The organism is Streptomyces sp. RerS4 (assembly GCF_023515955.1).
Lineage (GTDB): Bacteria > Actinomycetota > Actinomycetes > Streptomycetales > Streptomycetaceae > Streptomyces.
Genome location: NZ_CP097322.1, coordinates 6,702,917 through 6,716,917, shown reverse-complemented (window position 1 = coordinate 6,716,917; position 14,001 = coordinate 6,702,917). Strand labels below are relative to the sequence as shown.

Here is a 14,001-nt window from a genome sequence, read left to right as displayed (position 1 = left end):
GCTCCGCGTCGACTCCCTCCTCCGCCTTGCGATGCGCGGTGCCGGCCACCGCGAGCCCGGCCTGATCCGAAAGACACCCCTAGGGGCGGCGGGCGGAGGCCGCTCTGAGCAGCAGCGTGGCGGCGACGGCGCCCGCCGCGACCGCCCCGCCGGCGGCGAGGCCGCCCCGGCAGCGGTAGGAGAGGAAGGAGAACGAGGACTGCACCGAGAAGCCGGAGCCGAGGCTCAGCCAGGAGCCCACGGAGGCGGCGGAGAGGCCCGAGCCGACGGAGACGGCGGAGAGCACGCTGCCGACGGATCCGACGGAGAGGGCCGAACCCACCGAGCCGATGGACAGGACCGAGCCCACGGAGCCGATCGAGAGCACCGAGTCCTTCGACCACAGCGAGAGGAACGACCAGCGGTCGGCCTTGTCTAGAGCCATGTCGATAGCCATGTCGATCAGGCTGTCACACGGCCGGCCGCTACGGGCCCGGTCGCCGAAACCGGCGCGGCGGGTCGGACGGCGCCGGCGCCTCCGGTCAGGGCGTCGGACGGGGTACGGGTGAGCAGCAGGACCCCTCGGGTCGCCGCGAGGGCTCCGGCCACCGCGAGCAGGACGCCGAGCGCGCCCCCCTGGAGGCGTTCGCCGAGCAGGATCATGCCGATGGCGGCGGCGGCCAGGGGATTGGCCAGGTTGACCACGGCGAGCGGGGCCCCGAGCCCGCCCCGGTAGGCCCGCTGCGAGAGCAGCATCCCGCCGACGGCGAACACCACCACCAGCAGCGCGACCGAGACCACCCGGACGCTGAACAGGGAGCCGCCCCGGCCGCCCGCGACGGCGACGGTCTGGGTCAGGGCGGAGGCGACGGCGGAGGCCAGCCCGGAGGCGGTGGCGTGCCGCAGCCCGGAGCGGGGGTCCTGGCGGGCGGTGAGCAGCAGGATCGCGGCGACGGTGGCCCCGGAGACGGCGAGGGCCTCGGCCAGGGTGAGGGTGTCGTCGGGGGCGGGGCCGGAGGCCGGCAGGAGCAGCAGGCCGAGGCCGGCGACGGTGGCCAGGGTGCCCCGCCACTCGGTGGCCGCGACCCGACGGCCGGCGCCGCGCGCGCCGAGCGGTACGGCGGCGACGAGGGTGAGCGCGCCGAGCGGCTGGACCAGGGTGAGCGGGCCGTAGCGCAGGGCGGCGGCGTGCAGCAGGGCGGCGGCGGCGTTCAGGCCGGCCGACCACCACCAGTCGCCGTTGCCGAAGAGGGCGCGGGCGCTGCGGGCGGTGGCCCGGCGGGCGAGCCGTTCCTGGGCGACGGCGGCGGCGGCGTACGTCACGGCCGAGGCGAGGCAGAGGGCGACGGCGAGGACGGTGGCGTTCATCGCGCGGCTCCGACGGGGGCGGGCACGGCGGCCACGGCGGCCACGGCCGCCGACGGCGCGGCAGGCACCGGCTCCGTCGACCGGCCCGCCGCCGACCGGTCCACCACCGGACGCGGGCGCGGGCTCGGGAGGCCGCGCCGGGGCCGGGGCGCGGCGTTCGGGCGGGGCACCAGCAGGAGGGCCCCGCCGAGCAGCACGGTGGCCACGATCGCGTCGAGCCAGTAGTGGTTGGCGGTGCCGACGACCACCAGCAGCGTCACCAGCGGGTGCAGCAGCCACAGGACGCGCCACCGCGAGCGCGTCGCGACGATCATGCCGAGGCCCAGCATGAGTGCCCAGCCGAAGTGCAGGGAGGGCATCGCGGCGAACTGGTTGGCCAGCGGGTCGGCGGCCGGGGCGGCCCGGTAGACGGTGGGCCCGTAGACCTGTCCGGTGTCGACGAGGTGGGCGGCGCCGAGCATCCGCGGCGGTGCCAGCGGGAAGGCCAGGTGGAGGACGAGGGCGACGCCGGTCAGGGCGGTGAGCACCCGGCGGGTCCACAGGTAGTGGCGGGGGCGGCGCAGGTACAGCCAGATCAGGAACAGGGCGGTCGCGGGGAAGTGCACGGCCGCGTAGTAGGTGTTCGCGGTGTGCACGAGGGCGTCGGAGTGGAGCAGCAGTCGTTGGACGGCGCCCTCCCCCGGCAGGCGCAGGGTCCGTTCGACGTCCCAGACGCGGGCGGCGTTGTGGAAGGCCTCTTCGGTGCGGTCCGTGGAGAACGTCCGGCCCGCCTTGTAGACGGCGAACAGGCCCCCGACGAGCAGCAGCTCGCGTATGAGCCGGCGGCGGGCGTCCCCGCGCCCGGCGCCGGCGGGTTGCCGGCCTGGTGTGGTGTGGGAGGTCATCCCCCGGTCTCACTTCTTTCGGGTGCTCTTCATCGACACGCCAGTGTATCGATACATTCGCGTATCGATACGCGCGTGTACCGATAACGTCGGAACGGGCCGTACACTCGAAAAGCAAGCACGCAGCCCGTCCAGGAGCCCGAGGAGAGCCCCCGCCGATGACGTCGACGCCGCAGGTCACCGCGCGCCGCTCCAAGATCTCGCCGGAGCGCGAGCAGGAGTTCTACGACGCCGTCCTGGAGCAGTTGCGCGAGTGCGGGTACGAGGCCCTCACCATGGAGGGCATCGCCGCGCGCGCCAGTTGCGGGAAGTCCACGCTCTACCGGCAGTGGAAGACGAAGCCGCGGCTCGTCGCCGCCGCCCTGCGCGCGAGCCGCAGCGACCGGACGCTGACCGGCGTCGATACGGGGAGTCTGGCCGGCGACCTGCGCGAGGCCGCCCGGATCGCCGCCTGCACCTCGAACCGCGACACCCGACTGACCCAGGCCCTCGGGCATGCCGTGCTCAGCGACGAGGAACTCCAGGGCGCGCTGCGCGAGGCCCTGGTGGAGCCGGAGCTGACCGCCTTCGACGCGATCGTGGCGCGGGCGGTGGCCCGGGGCGAGATCGCCGCCGATCATCCGGCGGTGGAGTTCCTGCCGGCGCAGCTGATGGGCGTCCTGCGGATCCGGCCCGTGCTGGAGGGGCGTTACGCGGACGCCGAGTACCTGGTCAGGTTCGTCGACGCGGCCCTGTTGCCCGCCCTCGGCATCACGCCCGAGGCCGTACGGGCCCCCTGAACCGGTGCGCCGTCCCCGATGACCGGACGGCCACCCGTGCGCTGCCTCGTGGGGACGGCGGCAGCGCGCCACCGGACGGGGTGGTGGTCACCCCCGAGCAGGGTGACCGCCACCCGGTCCGTACGTCGACCCGTACGCCGGATCAGGCGCGGGCCGCGCCCATGACCCGGGCGAACTCCTGCGCGTCCGCGTCGAACCCCCGCGGCCGGGCCTCCAACGACCAGCCGCCCGAGCCGTCGCGCGTGAACTCGGCGACGGTGGCCGCCGTGGCGTCCGCGACCTCGGCGAAGTCCGCCGTGGCGAGGTCGTCGTAGCCGGCGCGGATACGCAGCCCCGTGCCGGGCACGGCGGCGAACGTCTTGCGCAGCGGCGCCGGGCCGCCGACGCCCGCGTCCTGGATCACGACGCCGACCACCACCCGGCCCAACTCGGGGGCCATCCGGTCCAGTTCGAGCACCATCACCTCGTCGAACCCGAAGCCCTGTCCGGTCCGGCTGTCCCGACCCAGGCTGATGGTGCCGTCCGGGGACCGGCTGCCGAAGTGCACGAGGTGGACGGGCTCCCCGTGCGGGTCCGCGGCGGCGTACACCGCCGCGACGATGTCCAGGTCGTGCGGGGGCTCGCCGGCCGCGCTGGGGTCCCAGCGCAACGCGATCTCCACCTTGGCCAGGGTCTTGCGTACTCCACTCACGGAACTCCCCCTCCACCGCGCGGCCGCTGCCGACCGTCTTGCCCGGCCATGCTGTCACGGCGCCGCGGCCTCCGGGCCGGCGACCGCACGTTCCCGGCCGGCACGGGGAGGCCCTTTCGCTCCGACCCGGTTCCGGAGAAGATCCTCGGCTGAACCGGATCGTTATCCTCAAGTTTTCCTCAGATCTAGTGACGCTGCGCCCCGCACCTTTCTAGCTTCCTCGTACACGTGTCTTCACACCCGCGCGGTTCTCGCGCGGGTGTCCGCATGTGTCCCGTTCCCGCGACATCCCCCGTGGTCGCGTTCCCGAGGAAAGAGTGCAGCATGAAGGTTCCCAAGGCCGGCGCGGTCGCAGCGGTGATCGCCCTCGCCGCCACCGCCTCCGGGTGTGTCGGTGACGAGCCGAAGGAGCCCCTCTCCGTCGGTATCAAGTTCGACCAGCCCGGCATCGGCATGCGCGAGAGCGACGGCACCTTCACCGGGTTCGACGTCGACGTGGCCCGGTACATCGGGAAGGAACTGGGCTACAAGCCGAACGAGATCGAGTTCAAGCAGGTCTACAGCTCCGACCGCGAACTGCTGATCCAGTACAACGAGGTCAAGTTCGTCGCGGCGAGCTACACGATCAACGACAAGCGTCGCGAGAAGGTCGAGTTCGCGGGCCCCTACTTCGTCGCCCACCAGGACCTGCTGGTGCGCGCCGACGACACCACGATCACCAAGGCCGAGGACCTCAACACCAAGCGGCTGTGCTCGGTGACCGGCTCGACCTCCGCCGAGAACGTCCGCAAGACGCTCGCGCCGAAGGCGAGCGTGCTGGAGCTCGGCGGCTACTCGGAGTGCCTCGTCGCCCTCCAGGACAACCTGGTCGACGCCATGACCACCGACAACTCCATCCTCGCCGGGTACGCGGCCAGGAAGGGCAACGAGGGCAAGTTCAAGCTGGTCGGGCTGAACCTGAGCAACGAGAATTACGGCATCGGCCTCAAGAAGGGCGACAACGACCTCCAGCGGAAGATCAACCTGGCGCTCACCAAGATGGTCTCGGACGGCTCCTGGGAAGCGGCCGTGAAGAAGAACTTCGGCTCGGCCAACTACAAGTACGAGCCGGCGCCCCAGGTCACAACGGGCAACTGACGATCGTCGAGGCGGTGGCGGGGTCCGACCAGTCGGCGTCGAAGCGGGCGTTGACCACGTGGAGCCGGCCGCCGTGGACGGCCGCGGTCGTCGGTTCGTCGAAGCGCGGATCGGTGATCCGCTTGACGAACCGGCCCCGCCGGCCGTCCGCGTCCAGGGTGAACACGTCCACGGCGTAGGACCAGTTGCGTACGACGTACAGGGTGCGGCCGTGCACGACGAGGCCGTCGCCGTTGTCCACCGCCCCGCCGTCGAGCGCGGTGCGGGTGGCGGCGCCGGTGCGCGGGTCGACCCGGAACAGGGCCCGGACGGTGTCGTTGACCACCAGCAGCGCCCGGCCGTCGGGGGTGCGCTCGATGCCGTTGGCGCCCCAGTGTGTGCCGCCGGGCGGGGTGGGGGTCCATTCCCCGCCGAGGGCCAGCGGGCGCGGGGCCCGGCCGCCGTCGGGGAGCAGGTACAGGACGTCGTTGAAGGAGTCGGTGAACCAGGCACCGCCGCAGGCGACGATCACGTCGTTGACGAACGCCGTCCCCTCGGCGGCCTGGTGGACGGCCAGCACCCGGCCGTCGTGCGCGTCGATCACCTTGATCCGACCGCTCGCCCCGCCCGCCACCAGCAGCCTGCCCCGGGTGTCCAGCTTCAGCCCGACGGAGGCCGAGCCGTCGCCCCGGGTCAGGATCCGGCCGGAGCCGGTGGCGAGGTCGGCGCGGTAGATCGAGCCGTCGATCAGGGAGCCGGTGTACGCGACACCCCGGCCGGAGACGGCGATGCCCTCGGGCTGGAAGCCGGGCGGGGTGGCGATCACGTCGGGACGCGGGCGGGTGGCGCCGGCCGCCTGCGCGAGGGGGGCGAGCGGGCCTATGAGGGCGGCCCCGCCGAGTGCCGCGGCCGCGCCGATGAAGCCCCGGCGCCCCAGGGATGCAGTCACGGTGAAATCCTCTCAACTGGGATACATGGCACGTGAGTTGTTTCTCACACCTCAACACATCACCGCCGTACCGGAAGATCCCCGATCCGGACAGATGCAGGCCGTCAGCCGCGCCACGTGGCCGAAAGACGCCGCCCACCGCGCCCCGACCCGACGGACGCGACACAGCGAGGTACGCGCGTAGACACGTAGCCTTTACCTGAAGGGCACATGACAATGTAAGCCTCGCTTTGCCACTGACACCCCGCCAACTGCACTGGTGGGGACGGTGCGTGTGGAGAGGTGTCCCCCACGTCATGAGAATCTCCCGTACGACCCCCTGGGCCGCCGCCCTCGCCGCCGGCGCCCTGCTCCTTCTTCCGGCCACCGCCACGGCGGGCCAGCAGGAGGCGGCGCTTCCCCACGCCGCCGCCGCGCCCGCCTCGGCCACCGCGAGCGTGGACGCGTACTACGCCGCCGCCGAGGGCAAGACCGGCGCCGCGCTGAAGACCGCGCTGCACGGCATCATCAAGAACCAGTCCAAGATCTCGTACAGCGCCGTCTGGGACGCGCTGAAGGTCACCGACCAGGACCCGAACAACGCCTCCAACGTGATCCTGGTGTACTCCGGCCGCTCACAGTCGAAGTCGACGAACGGCGGCGGGGTCGACGACTGGAACCGCGAGCACGTCTGGGCGCAGAGCCACGGCAACTTCGGCACGACCACCGGCCCCGGCACCGACCTGCACCACATACGTCCGGAGGACGTGACGGTCAACAGCACCCGCGGGAACAAGGACTTCGACCTGGGCGGCAGCCCGGTGAGCGAGGCCGCCGGCAGCTACACGGACTCCAACTCCTTCGAGCCGCGCAACGCCGTCAAGGGCGACGTGGCGCGCATGCTCCTCTACATGGCCGTGCGCTACCAAGGCGGTGACGGCTTCGCCGACCTGGAGGTCAACGACTCCTCCGTGAACGGCTCCGTCCCCTGGCACGGCCGCATCAGCGTCCTGAAGCAGTGGAACGCGATCGACCCGCCGGACGCGTTCGAGCAGCGCCGCAACCAGATCATCTTCGACAGCTACCAGCACAACCGCAACCCGTTCATCGACCACCCGGAGTGGGTCAACTCCATCTGGTAGGCGAGAAGGTCGCCGGTCGACAAGATCGCGCGCTATCCCCCCAGGCGCTCCGCGAGGGACCGGAAGTCCGTCCACGGCGCCTGCGGGGGACGCGGGTCCCACGTCTTCTGCGCGAGCGCGGCCAGCGGCAGCCGGATGCCCGCCGCCACCTGCGCCGGGGTCTGGGCTCCGGCCAGGTCGCACCAGACGGCGAGGCGGGCGCCCAGGATCCGGCCGTCGTAGCGGGCCGGAACGGCCGTGGTGCCGCGCAGGACGAGCGGGTTCCACTCCTCGTATATCCGCTTGCCGGTCGGGTACGTGAACTGGTTGGGCTCGCCGAGGACGTAGTAGAGGTACTCGTCGTTGAGGTTGACGACCTTGCGGCCCGCGTCCAGGTAGGCGAGCGGGGGCCGGGCCCCGATCTCCTTGCCCGTCCAGTACTCGGCCTGGATGTCCGGGGCGGCGCTCGCCACTCCCCCGGCGAAGAAGCCGTCGTTCCACGCCTTGAGGGCCTTGCCGGACGGACGGACCACCGCCGCCCGGTCGTTGAGCCAGCCCGTCGCCAGGTCCTGGACCTTGGCGCCGGCCCCGTAGCGGGCCCGCGCGGCGGCGGCGAGTTGCGGGAAGGACGCCTGCGGGTCGCGCACGACCAGGGCCTGGTACTCGTCGGCACCCAGGTGCCAGGCCCCGGCGGGGAAGAGCGGCAGGTACTCGCGCAGCAGGTCGTCCAGCAGTTTCGCGGAGGCCGGCTTGGATATGTCCACGGCGCCCTTGACCGCCCGACCCTGGACGTCGCGCAGTTGCAGGTCCGGGTGGGCGCGCAGGACGGCGCCGAGGTGTCCGGGCGAATCGATCTCGGGGACGACCGCTATGTGCAGCCGGGCCGCAAGGGCGGTGATCCCGCGTATCTCGGCCTTGGTGAGGTGCGGCGTGGAGACGATCTCGGGGTGCGTGTCGGACTGGATCCGGAACGCCTGGTCGTCGGAGAAGTGCAGGCCGAGCTGGTTGAGCTTCAGGTCGCCCATCTCGCGCAGCCGGTCCTCGATCCAGTCGGCGGTGAAGTGCTTGCGGGCGATGTCGAGGTTGAGTCCGCGCTGCGCTTTGGCCGGGGCGTCCTTGACGGTGCCCTCGGGGGCCGAACCGGCCCCGCGTATCTCCTGTTTGAGGGTGCGCGTGCCGTAGAAGACGCCCGCCTCGTCGGGCGCCGTGATGGTGACCCGGCCGCCCTGGACGGTGAGGGTGTACGACTCGGCCGGCCCGGAGCCCCGGGCTGCGAGGGAGAGGCTGACGTCGCCGGGCCGCGCGTCGTTCGCCTCGGCGTAGCCCATGCGCAGCTCGCCCGCCAGCAGCTTCCCCTCGTCGGCGAGGGCCGCGCTGTCCGGGGGCGCTACGAGGACCCGCGCGGCCGGGGCCGGTTTCCAGCCGGGGCCCCGGGCCGGCACGTGTTCCCGTACGGCGGGGACGGTGCGCGGGGCGGTGGACAGCGGGTACGTCGGGGGCGGCGGGGGCGTCGGGCTCGGGGCCGGAGCCGGGGCGCCGGGGGTGGACGCGGCCGGGGGTGACGCGGTGGTGGGGGCCCTGCGGGAGTCCTGGGCCCCGGCGGAGCAGGCGGGTACGGCGACGGTGACCACGGCGGCGGCCACTGCCGTCGCGATGGCCCGCCCGCGAAGCCGCCCGGTCGCTTTCGTCATCACGTGTCCGTGTCCCCCCTACCAACCTGGCACGGGGGACACGGGCGCGCGACCGGAAGGGCCGGTCACGGGGTTCGGCGCAGGGCGCTCAGGGTCTCCAGCGCGGCGGTCGCGAAGGCGTGGTCCTGCTCGGGGGCGCCGCCGCCGACGCCGATCGCGCCGATCAGGCGGCCGTCGCGGTGGACGGGCAGGCCGCCCGCGATGAACAGCAGCGGCCGGTCCAGGGCGGTGGGCAGGGTGTGGAAGGGGCCGCCGGGCTGGACGGCATCGACGAGCGCGGCGGTGGGGGCGTCGAGCTGGAGGGCGGTGAAGGCCTTGCGCGTGCTGGTCTCGCCGGAGATCAGCACGGCCCGGTCGTCGCGGCGGAAGGCCAGCGGGTGGCCGCCCGCGTCCAGGACGGAGACGCTCACGGTGACCCCGGCCTCCTCGGCGGCGGCGTGGGCGGCGCCGACGAGCAGCTCGGCGTCCTCGGTGGTCAGGGGGGCGACGGCGGTACGGGTGGTGCTCACGGGTTTCTCCTTGGAGGGGTGCGGGAGGGGATGCGGGAAGGGGAGGGCGTTCAGGAAGGACGGGGGTTCAGGACGAGACGGGGGCGGCGGCGGGCGCGGGTGCCGGGGTTCCGGTCGCGATGACCCGGCCGGCGGCGGCCGCACGGTGGCCCGTACGACGCTCCAGGGCTCCGGAGACGACGGCGAGGACGAGCGCGGAGGCGGCGAGGGCGGCGCCGACCCAGTTCGGGGCGGTCCAGCCGAGTCCGGCGGAGATCACGATCCCGCCGAGCCAGGCGGCGAGGGCGTTGCCGAGGTTGAAGGCGCCGATGTTGACGGCGGAGGCCAGGGTGGGGGCCCCGGCGGCTTGGTCGAGGACCCGCTTCTGCAGCGGCGGCACGGTGGCGAAGCCGAGGGCGCCGATGAGCGTGACGGTGACGGCGGCGCCGATCTTGTCGTGCGCGGTGAGGGTGAACAGGGCCAGGACGACGGCGAGCGCACCCAGGGACACGTACAGCATCGGCATCAGCGAGCGGTCGGCGAACCGGCCGCCGACGAGGTTGCCCGCGACCATGCCGAGGCCGAAGAGGACGAGGAGCCAGGTGATGGAGGTGTCGGCGAAGCCGGCGACGTTCGTGAGCATCGGGGTGATGTACGTGATCGCGGCGAAGACGCCACCGAAGCCGAGGACGGTCATGGCCATGGCCAGCAGGACCTGGACGTTGCGGAAGGCGGCCAGCTCGTGGCGGATGCGGACCCCTTCGGGGCGGGGCAGGTCGGGGACGAGTCGGGCGATGCCGAGGAGGCCGATGACGCCGAGGGCGGCGACGATCAGGAAGGTGACGCGCCAGCCGAGGTGCTGGCCGACGAGGGTGCCGAGCGGGACGCCGACGACGTTGGCCACGGTCAGGCCGGTGAACATCATGGCGATGGCCCCGGCCTTCTTCTCGGGGGCCACCAGGCCGGCGGCCACGACGGAACCGATGCCGAAGAAGGCGCCGTGCGCGAGGGAGGCGACGACCCGTCCGGCGAGCATCACGCCGAAGACGGGGGCCAGGGCGGAGAGCACGTTCCCGATGACGAAAAGGCCCATGAGCAGCATCAGCATGCGCTTGCGCGGGACGCGGGTGCCGAGGACGGTCATGAGCGGGGCACCGAGGACCACGCCGAGGGCGTAGCCCGTGACGAGGAGGCCGGCGGTGGGGATCGAGACGCCGTATCCGGCGGCGACCTCGGGAAGCAGGCCCATGATCACGAATTCGGTGGTGCCGATCCCGAAGGCCCCGATGGCGAGGGCGAGGAGCGCGAGAGGCATGACGGAAGTGCCCTTCAAGGGGTGCGAGGGGGCGGGGAGGGAGGGGGAGGGACAAACGAGGCGCTCGCGGCGCCAGCGGATTGCCTGCGTCCACATTAATTGCAGACGCGGGATATTTGCAAGCGCCGACTATTTCGCCGGTGACCTATCCTGGCGGTACGAAGACAGCGATACGCGACACGCGTACGCCGACGTACGCGACACCCGTACGAAGACACACGAGGAACACGGAGGAGCCCATGACGGCCACGGACACTGCCCTGACCGCCCTCGCCCAGGGCTGGTGCGCCCTTTCCCTCCTCCACGGCCGCATCGAGGCCCACATCGAGCGGGCCCTCCAGGCGGGACACGGGCTGAGCGTGCGCGAGTACTCCCTGCTGGACGTGCTCAGCCGGCAGCACGACGGCGTCGGCGGCCACCTGCGGATGCACCAGGTCGCGGATTCGGTGGTGCTGAGCCAGAGCGCGACGACGCGGCTGGTGACACGGCTGGAGGATCGCGGGCTGCTCAACCGGTACCTGTGCGACACGGACCGTCGGGGCATCTACACCGACGTGAGCGAGGCGGGCCTGGCCCTGCTGGCCGAGGCCCGCCCCACGAATGACGCGGCCCTGCGCGAGGCGCTGGACGAGGCCCGCCGCGACCCCGAACTCGCCGCCCTGGTCGCGGCGGTCGAGAACACCCGACCCGGCGGCGCCTGAGGCCGGCTCAGGACCCGGGTGTCGCCGAGCGGGAGGGCGTCGCCCGGGGGGCGCCGGTGGGGGGCGGCGACGGCGTCGCCGAAGGGAACGCACCCGGGCCGGCGGCCGACGGGACCGCCGTGGGAGTGCTGCCGGCGGTCGAGTTCCGCGGTGACGGAGCGAGCGACGCCCCCTGGGTGGTGGGCGGCGCGGACGGAACGGCCGACACGCTCGGCTCCGGCGTAGCGGACGAAGGGCTCGGCGCCGAACGGCTCGGGGCCGGCGCGGGCGAGGTCGGCTCGGGCGGCGCGGCGGGCGGCTCGTGCCGCTCACCGATCCGGTCGGGGCCCAGGAACAGGAACCCGGCCAGGGCCGCCGCCGCCAGGCCGGACAGTCCGGCGAGCGCCCACGTCGAGCGGCGCCGCCACAGCGCCCGTACGGAGACCCGCCGCAGGTGCGGGCCCGGCGGATCCGCGGGGCGCAACACGCGGACCGTGATCTCCTGCGCGCGGGCTGACAGGGCCTCGCGCAGCACCCGCTCCACCGGGCGGTCACCGCCCGGCGGGGTACCCGTCGATCCGGTCATACCCGTCCCTCCAGAATCTTCTCCAGCGCGTCCAGGGCGCGGCTGGCGTTCGACTTCACCGCGCCCCGGCTGATGCCGAGCGTCTCGGCGATCTCCGCCTCACTCATGTCGGCCCAGTACCGCAGCACCAGGACCTGCCGGCGGCGCGGGGTCAGCCGGCCCAGCGCGGCCAGCACCTCGCGGTGGGCCTCGCCGATCACGACCGCCGCCTCGGCGGAGGGCACGTCGGCGGTGCGCGGCGGGATCCAGGCCCGCGCGGTGCGCCGGCGCCGCAGCACGGAGCGGGAGGTGTTCACGACGGCGGTGCGCAGGTAGCCGAGCGCGTTGTCCACCTCCGTGATCCGCTCCCCGTACCGGCGGTACAGGGCGGTGAAGGCGTCCTGCACCACGTCCTCGGCGGTGGCCAGGTCGTCGACGAGGAGCACCGCGAGACGGACCATGCCGAGCCGGTGCGCGTGGTACAGCTCACTGACGGTGGGCGGGTCGCCGGCCGGGAAGGTGCCGGCCACCGCCTGGCCGGAGGCATGACCGTACGTGTACGCGTACGGGCCGGGGCCGGCCGGCGGGGCCGAACGGTCGCGGCGTGCGAACCACGACCGAAGGCCCCGCCACGCCCGGGAGAACCCGGGCACGAGGGGGCCGACGGCTGGTGCGAGGTCGAGCACGGAGGTCCTCAGCTGCTGGTGCGGCGCCGCACGGTGTACAGGGCGCCCGCGCCGACGGCGATGAGCCCGGCCGCGCCGGTACCCAGGGCGATGGTCGTGGCGGAAGAGCCAGTATGCGCCAGCTCACTGCCGTCGGGAGCGGCGGACGGCGCGGCGGACGGCGCGGCGGACGGGGCAGCGGAGGGCGCGGCCGTGGGCGCCCGCCCGCCGGGCGGCTGACGGACGGGCTGGGCTTGGCACCGCCCGGGAGGCCGGGACCGCGCTCGGCTGTGCCGTGCCACCCGGGGCCCCGGAACAGTGCTCGGAACGGCGCTCGGCTTGCCGCCCGGCGTGGTCGGGACGGCGGAGGGCGCGGCGCTCGGCGTCGCGGAGGCGGGGGCGTGGGCGCGGCGGAGTTCCCCTGCGCGGCGAAGGCCGGCCCGCCGAGCGCGACGGCCACCCCGGCGGCCGCGACGACGACGGCCGCCCGGTGGGCGGACAGGGGAAGGCGCTTCAGGTTCTTCACGGTGGTTCTCCACGGTCGGGGTCGGTCTGTCGGTCTGTCGGTCTGTCGGTTCGAGGGCGCGGTTTGCCCGCCCTCACCCCCGCACGACGCGCGAGTGCCCGATCGGTTGCCGCCGATTTCGAAAAACTTTCCGCCCGTCCGTGAAAGCCCCTCCCCCGCCCCCGCTCAGGCGCGTCGGGGCGGCGCCACCGGCGGCCAGGGAACCTCCGCCAGGAGCGGCAGCAGCGTCCGCTCCTCGTGGTCGAGGTGGGCCGTCAGTTCCGTCGTCATCCGCTCCAGCTCGGCGCGAAAGCGCCTCGGCTCCGCGATCGCGAGGCCGTCGAGCAGGGCCACCAGTTCACCCTGGATCCGGGCGACGGTGGCGTGTTCGGCCCGGAGTCGTTCGAAGGTGCCCGCCAGGTGCGGGTGGTGGACGGCGATCCCGGGGAAGAGGTGCGCGTCCTCGCTCGTGTGGTGGAACTCCAGCGCCCGGCAGAAGGCCAGGCACCGCTGGCGGATCTGGATCCCGAGGCCCGGCGCGGGCGGCTCGCCCGGTCCGGTGTGGGCGGCCCGCGCGGCGAAGTGGGCCTCGGTCTCGGCGCGTACGTGGCGCAACTGGGCCCGCAGCCAGGTGTGGGTCTCCAGGAGCTTCCCGGCGAGGTCGCGCACCTCGCCCGGGGGCTCCCAGCCGTCCGGTTCGGCCGGTTCGAGGCGTACGACGGGCAGGGTGCGGGTGGTCCGCGCCTGGTAGTCGGCGTAGCCGGGGGCGACGCGTACCACCTCGGCGAAGAGTTCCTCGCGCTGGGCTCCCTCGGTGGGGACGGCGAGCGCCTCGAAGCCCTCCTCGCCGAGCTCCACCCGCACCAAGGGGTGGGCGAGCAGGTTGTGGTACCAGTCGGGGTGGCGGGGTGCCCCGAGGTTGGAGGCGACGACCAGCAGGGCGCCCTGGTGGCGGACGTAGCCGAGGGGTGTGATGGTCGGGGCGCCGGACTTGGCCCCGGTGGTGGTCAGCAGGAGCAGGTCGGACCCTTCGAAGGGGCCGCCGACCTTGCCTCGGTGGGCGCGGAACTCGTCGATGACGGACTGGTTGAAGGACGTGGGCACGGGATGTGTCTCTCTCCGGGCAGGGCCGGGCACGGCCGTGGGCACGCCGACGGGCTTCCGTGAAAGGGCGGTCGACGGCGTACGGGCGTACGTGGCGAGGAATGAAACGAAGACGCGAGAAA

Annotated in this window: 15 protein-coding genes; 4 read left to right on the top strand and 11 right to left on the bottom strand. The window is 73.4% G+C overall.

The window, feature by feature from the left end; all coding sequences use genetic code 11:
• Window positions 1-79 precede the first annotated feature (79 nt).
• Genes M4D82_RS30085 through M4D82_RS30075 form a run of 3 tightly spaced genes read right to left on the bottom strand, consistent with a single transcriptional unit; the run spans window position 80 to window position 2,231 of the window.
• On the bottom strand, window positions 80-436 hold the full coding sequence (locus M4D82_RS30085; RefSeq protein ID WP_249770338.1) for a hypothetical protein: 357 nt from the start codon (window positions 434-436) through the stop codon (window positions 80-82).
• A 5-nt stretch (window positions 437-441) separates the two neighbouring features.
• Complete coding sequence (locus tag M4D82_RS30080; RefSeq protein ID WP_249770336.1) at window positions 442-1,347, bottom strand: DMT family transporter; 906 nt, start codon at window positions 1,345-1,347, stop codon at window positions 442-444.
• The gene (locus M4D82_RS30075; protein ID WP_249770334.1) at window positions 1,344-2,231 is read right to left on the bottom strand and encodes a phosphatase PAP2 family protein; all 888 of its coding nucleotides are present in this window, start codon (window positions 2,229-2,231) and stop codon (window positions 1,344-1,346) included. Before M4D82_RS30075 ends, M4D82_RS30080 begins: the two co-directional genes overlap by 4 nt.
• A 158-nt stretch (window positions 2,232-2,389) precedes the next feature.
• Here M4D82_RS30075 and M4D82_RS30070 point away from each other — a divergent pair, with 158 nt between their 5' ends.
• On the top strand, window positions 2,390-3,010 hold the full coding sequence (locus M4D82_RS30070) for a TetR/AcrR family transcriptional regulator (RefSeq protein ID WP_249770332.1): 621 nt from the start codon (window positions 2,390-2,392) through the stop codon (window positions 3,008-3,010).
• Between the two features lie 142 nt (window positions 3,011-3,152).
• Here the strand turns inward: M4D82_RS30070 and M4D82_RS30065 are convergent, their stop codons facing one another.
• On the bottom strand, window positions 3,153-3,701 hold the full coding sequence (locus M4D82_RS30065; RefSeq protein WP_249770330.1) for a TerD family protein: 549 nt from the start codon (window positions 3,699-3,701) through the stop codon (window positions 3,153-3,155).
• A gap of 324 nt (window positions 3,702-4,025) precedes the next feature.
• Here M4D82_RS30065 and M4D82_RS30060 point away from each other — a divergent pair, with 324 nt between their 5' ends.
• On the top strand, window positions 4,026-4,838 hold the full coding sequence (locus M4D82_RS30060) for a glutamate ABC transporter substrate-binding protein (RefSeq protein ID WP_249770328.1): 813 nt from the start codon (window positions 4,026-4,028) through the stop codon (window positions 4,836-4,838).
• Here M4D82_RS30060 and M4D82_RS30055 read toward each other — a convergent pair.
• Window positions 4,822-5,766, bottom strand: coding sequence for an SMP-30/gluconolactonase/LRE family protein (locus tag M4D82_RS30055; protein ID WP_249770326.1), 945 nt, complete (start codon window positions 5,764-5,766; stop codon window positions 4,822-4,824). The genes M4D82_RS30060 and M4D82_RS30055 overlap by 17 nt on opposite strands.
• A gap of 296 nt (window positions 5,767-6,062) precedes the next feature.
• On the opposite strand from M4D82_RS30055, the gene M4D82_RS30050 reads away from it, so the two are divergent.
• A complete protein-coding gene (locus M4D82_RS30050; protein ID WP_249770324.1) occupies window positions 6,063-6,887 on the top strand; it encodes an endonuclease I family protein in 825 nt (274 codons plus the stop codon).
• A 32-nt stretch (window positions 6,888-6,919) separates the two neighbouring features.
• Here the strand turns inward: M4D82_RS30050 and M4D82_RS30045 are convergent, their stop codons facing one another.
• The 3 genes from M4D82_RS30045 to M4D82_RS30035 form a co-directional block, all read right to left on the bottom strand.
• Entirely contained in the window at window positions 6,920-8,557 is a 1,638-nt protein-coding gene (locus tag M4D82_RS30045) for a beta-N-acetylhexosaminidase (protein WP_249770322.1), read from the bottom strand.
• A 65-nt stretch (window positions 8,558-8,622) separates the two neighbouring features.
• Window positions 8,623-9,066, bottom strand: coding sequence for a GlcG/HbpS family heme-binding protein (locus M4D82_RS30040; RefSeq protein WP_249770320.1), 444 nt, complete (start codon window positions 9,064-9,066; stop codon window positions 8,623-8,625).
• Window positions 9,067-9,133: 67 nt separating this feature from the next.
• Window positions 9,134-10,360 (bottom strand): MFS transporter, encoded by a 1,227-nt coding sequence (locus M4D82_RS30035; protein WP_249770318.1) that lies wholly within the window; start codon window positions 10,358-10,360, stop codon window positions 9,134-9,136.
• A 239-nt stretch (window positions 10,361-10,599) separates the two neighbouring features.
• Between M4D82_RS30035 and M4D82_RS30030 the strand changes: the two genes are divergently transcribed.
• Window positions 10,600-11,061, top strand: a complete 462-nt coding sequence (locus tag M4D82_RS30030; protein WP_249770316.1) for a MarR family winged helix-turn-helix transcriptional regulator — start codon at window positions 10,600-10,602, stop codon at window positions 11,059-11,061.
• A 7-nt stretch (window positions 11,062-11,068) separates the two neighbouring features.
• Here the strand turns inward: M4D82_RS30030 and M4D82_RS30025 are convergent, their stop codons facing one another.
• From M4D82_RS30025 to M4D82_RS30015, 3 genes are all read right to left on the bottom strand, one after another.
• A complete protein-coding gene (locus M4D82_RS30025) occupies window positions 11,069-11,626 on the bottom strand; it encodes a hypothetical protein (RefSeq protein ID WP_249770314.1) in 558 nt (185 codons plus the stop codon).
• A complete protein-coding gene (locus tag M4D82_RS30020; protein WP_249770312.1) occupies window positions 11,623-12,291 on the bottom strand; it encodes an RNA polymerase sigma factor in 669 nt (222 codons plus the stop codon). The genes M4D82_RS30025 and M4D82_RS30020 overlap by 4 nt, the downstream gene beginning before the upstream one ends.
• Window positions 12,292-12,961: 670 nt before the next feature.
• Complete coding sequence (locus M4D82_RS30015) at window positions 12,962-13,879, bottom strand: nitroreductase/quinone reductase family protein (RefSeq protein ID WP_249770310.1); 918 nt, start codon at window positions 13,877-13,879, stop codon at window positions 12,962-12,964.
• Window positions 13,880-14,001 lie beyond the last annotated feature (122 nt).

Bases quoted from the DNA above. Each gene is read 5' to 3' on its own strand.
- M4D82_RS30085 (WP_249770338.1), bottom strand. From the start codon at position 436: ATGGCTATCGACATGGCTCTAGACAAGGCCGACCGCTGGTCGTTCCTC.
- M4D82_RS30080 (WP_249770336.1), bottom strand. From the start codon at position 1,347: ATGAACGCCACCGTCCTCGCCGTCGCCCTCTGCCTCGCCTCGGCCGTG.
- M4D82_RS30075 (WP_249770334.1), bottom strand. From the start codon at position 2,231: ATGACCTCCCACACCACACCAGGCCGGCAACCCGCCGGCGCCGGGCGC.
- M4D82_RS30070 (WP_249770332.1), top strand. From the start codon at position 2,390: ATGACGTCGACGCCGCAGGTCACCGCGCGCCGCTCCAAGATCTCGCCG.
- M4D82_RS30060 (WP_249770328.1), top strand. From the start codon at position 4,026: ATGAAGGTTCCCAAGGCCGGCGCGGTCGCAGCGGTGATCGCCCTCGCC.
- M4D82_RS30050 (WP_249770324.1), top strand. From the start codon at position 6,063: ATGAGAATCTCCCGTACGACCCCCTGGGCCGCCGCCCTCGCCGCCGGC.
- M4D82_RS30045 (WP_249770322.1), bottom strand. From the start codon at position 8,557: ATGACGAAAGCGACCGGGCGGCTTCGCGGGCGGGCCATCGCGACGGCA.
- M4D82_RS30035 (WP_249770318.1), bottom strand. From the start codon at position 10,360: ATGCCTCTCGCGCTCCTCGCCCTCGCCATCGGGGCCTTCGGGATCGGC.
- M4D82_RS30030 (WP_249770316.1), top strand. From the start codon at position 10,600: ATGACGGCCACGGACACTGCCCTGACCGCCCTCGCCCAGGGCTGGTGC.
- M4D82_RS30025 (WP_249770314.1), bottom strand. From the start codon at position 11,626: ATGACCGGATCGACGGGTACCCCGCCGGGCGGTGACCGCCCGGTGGAG.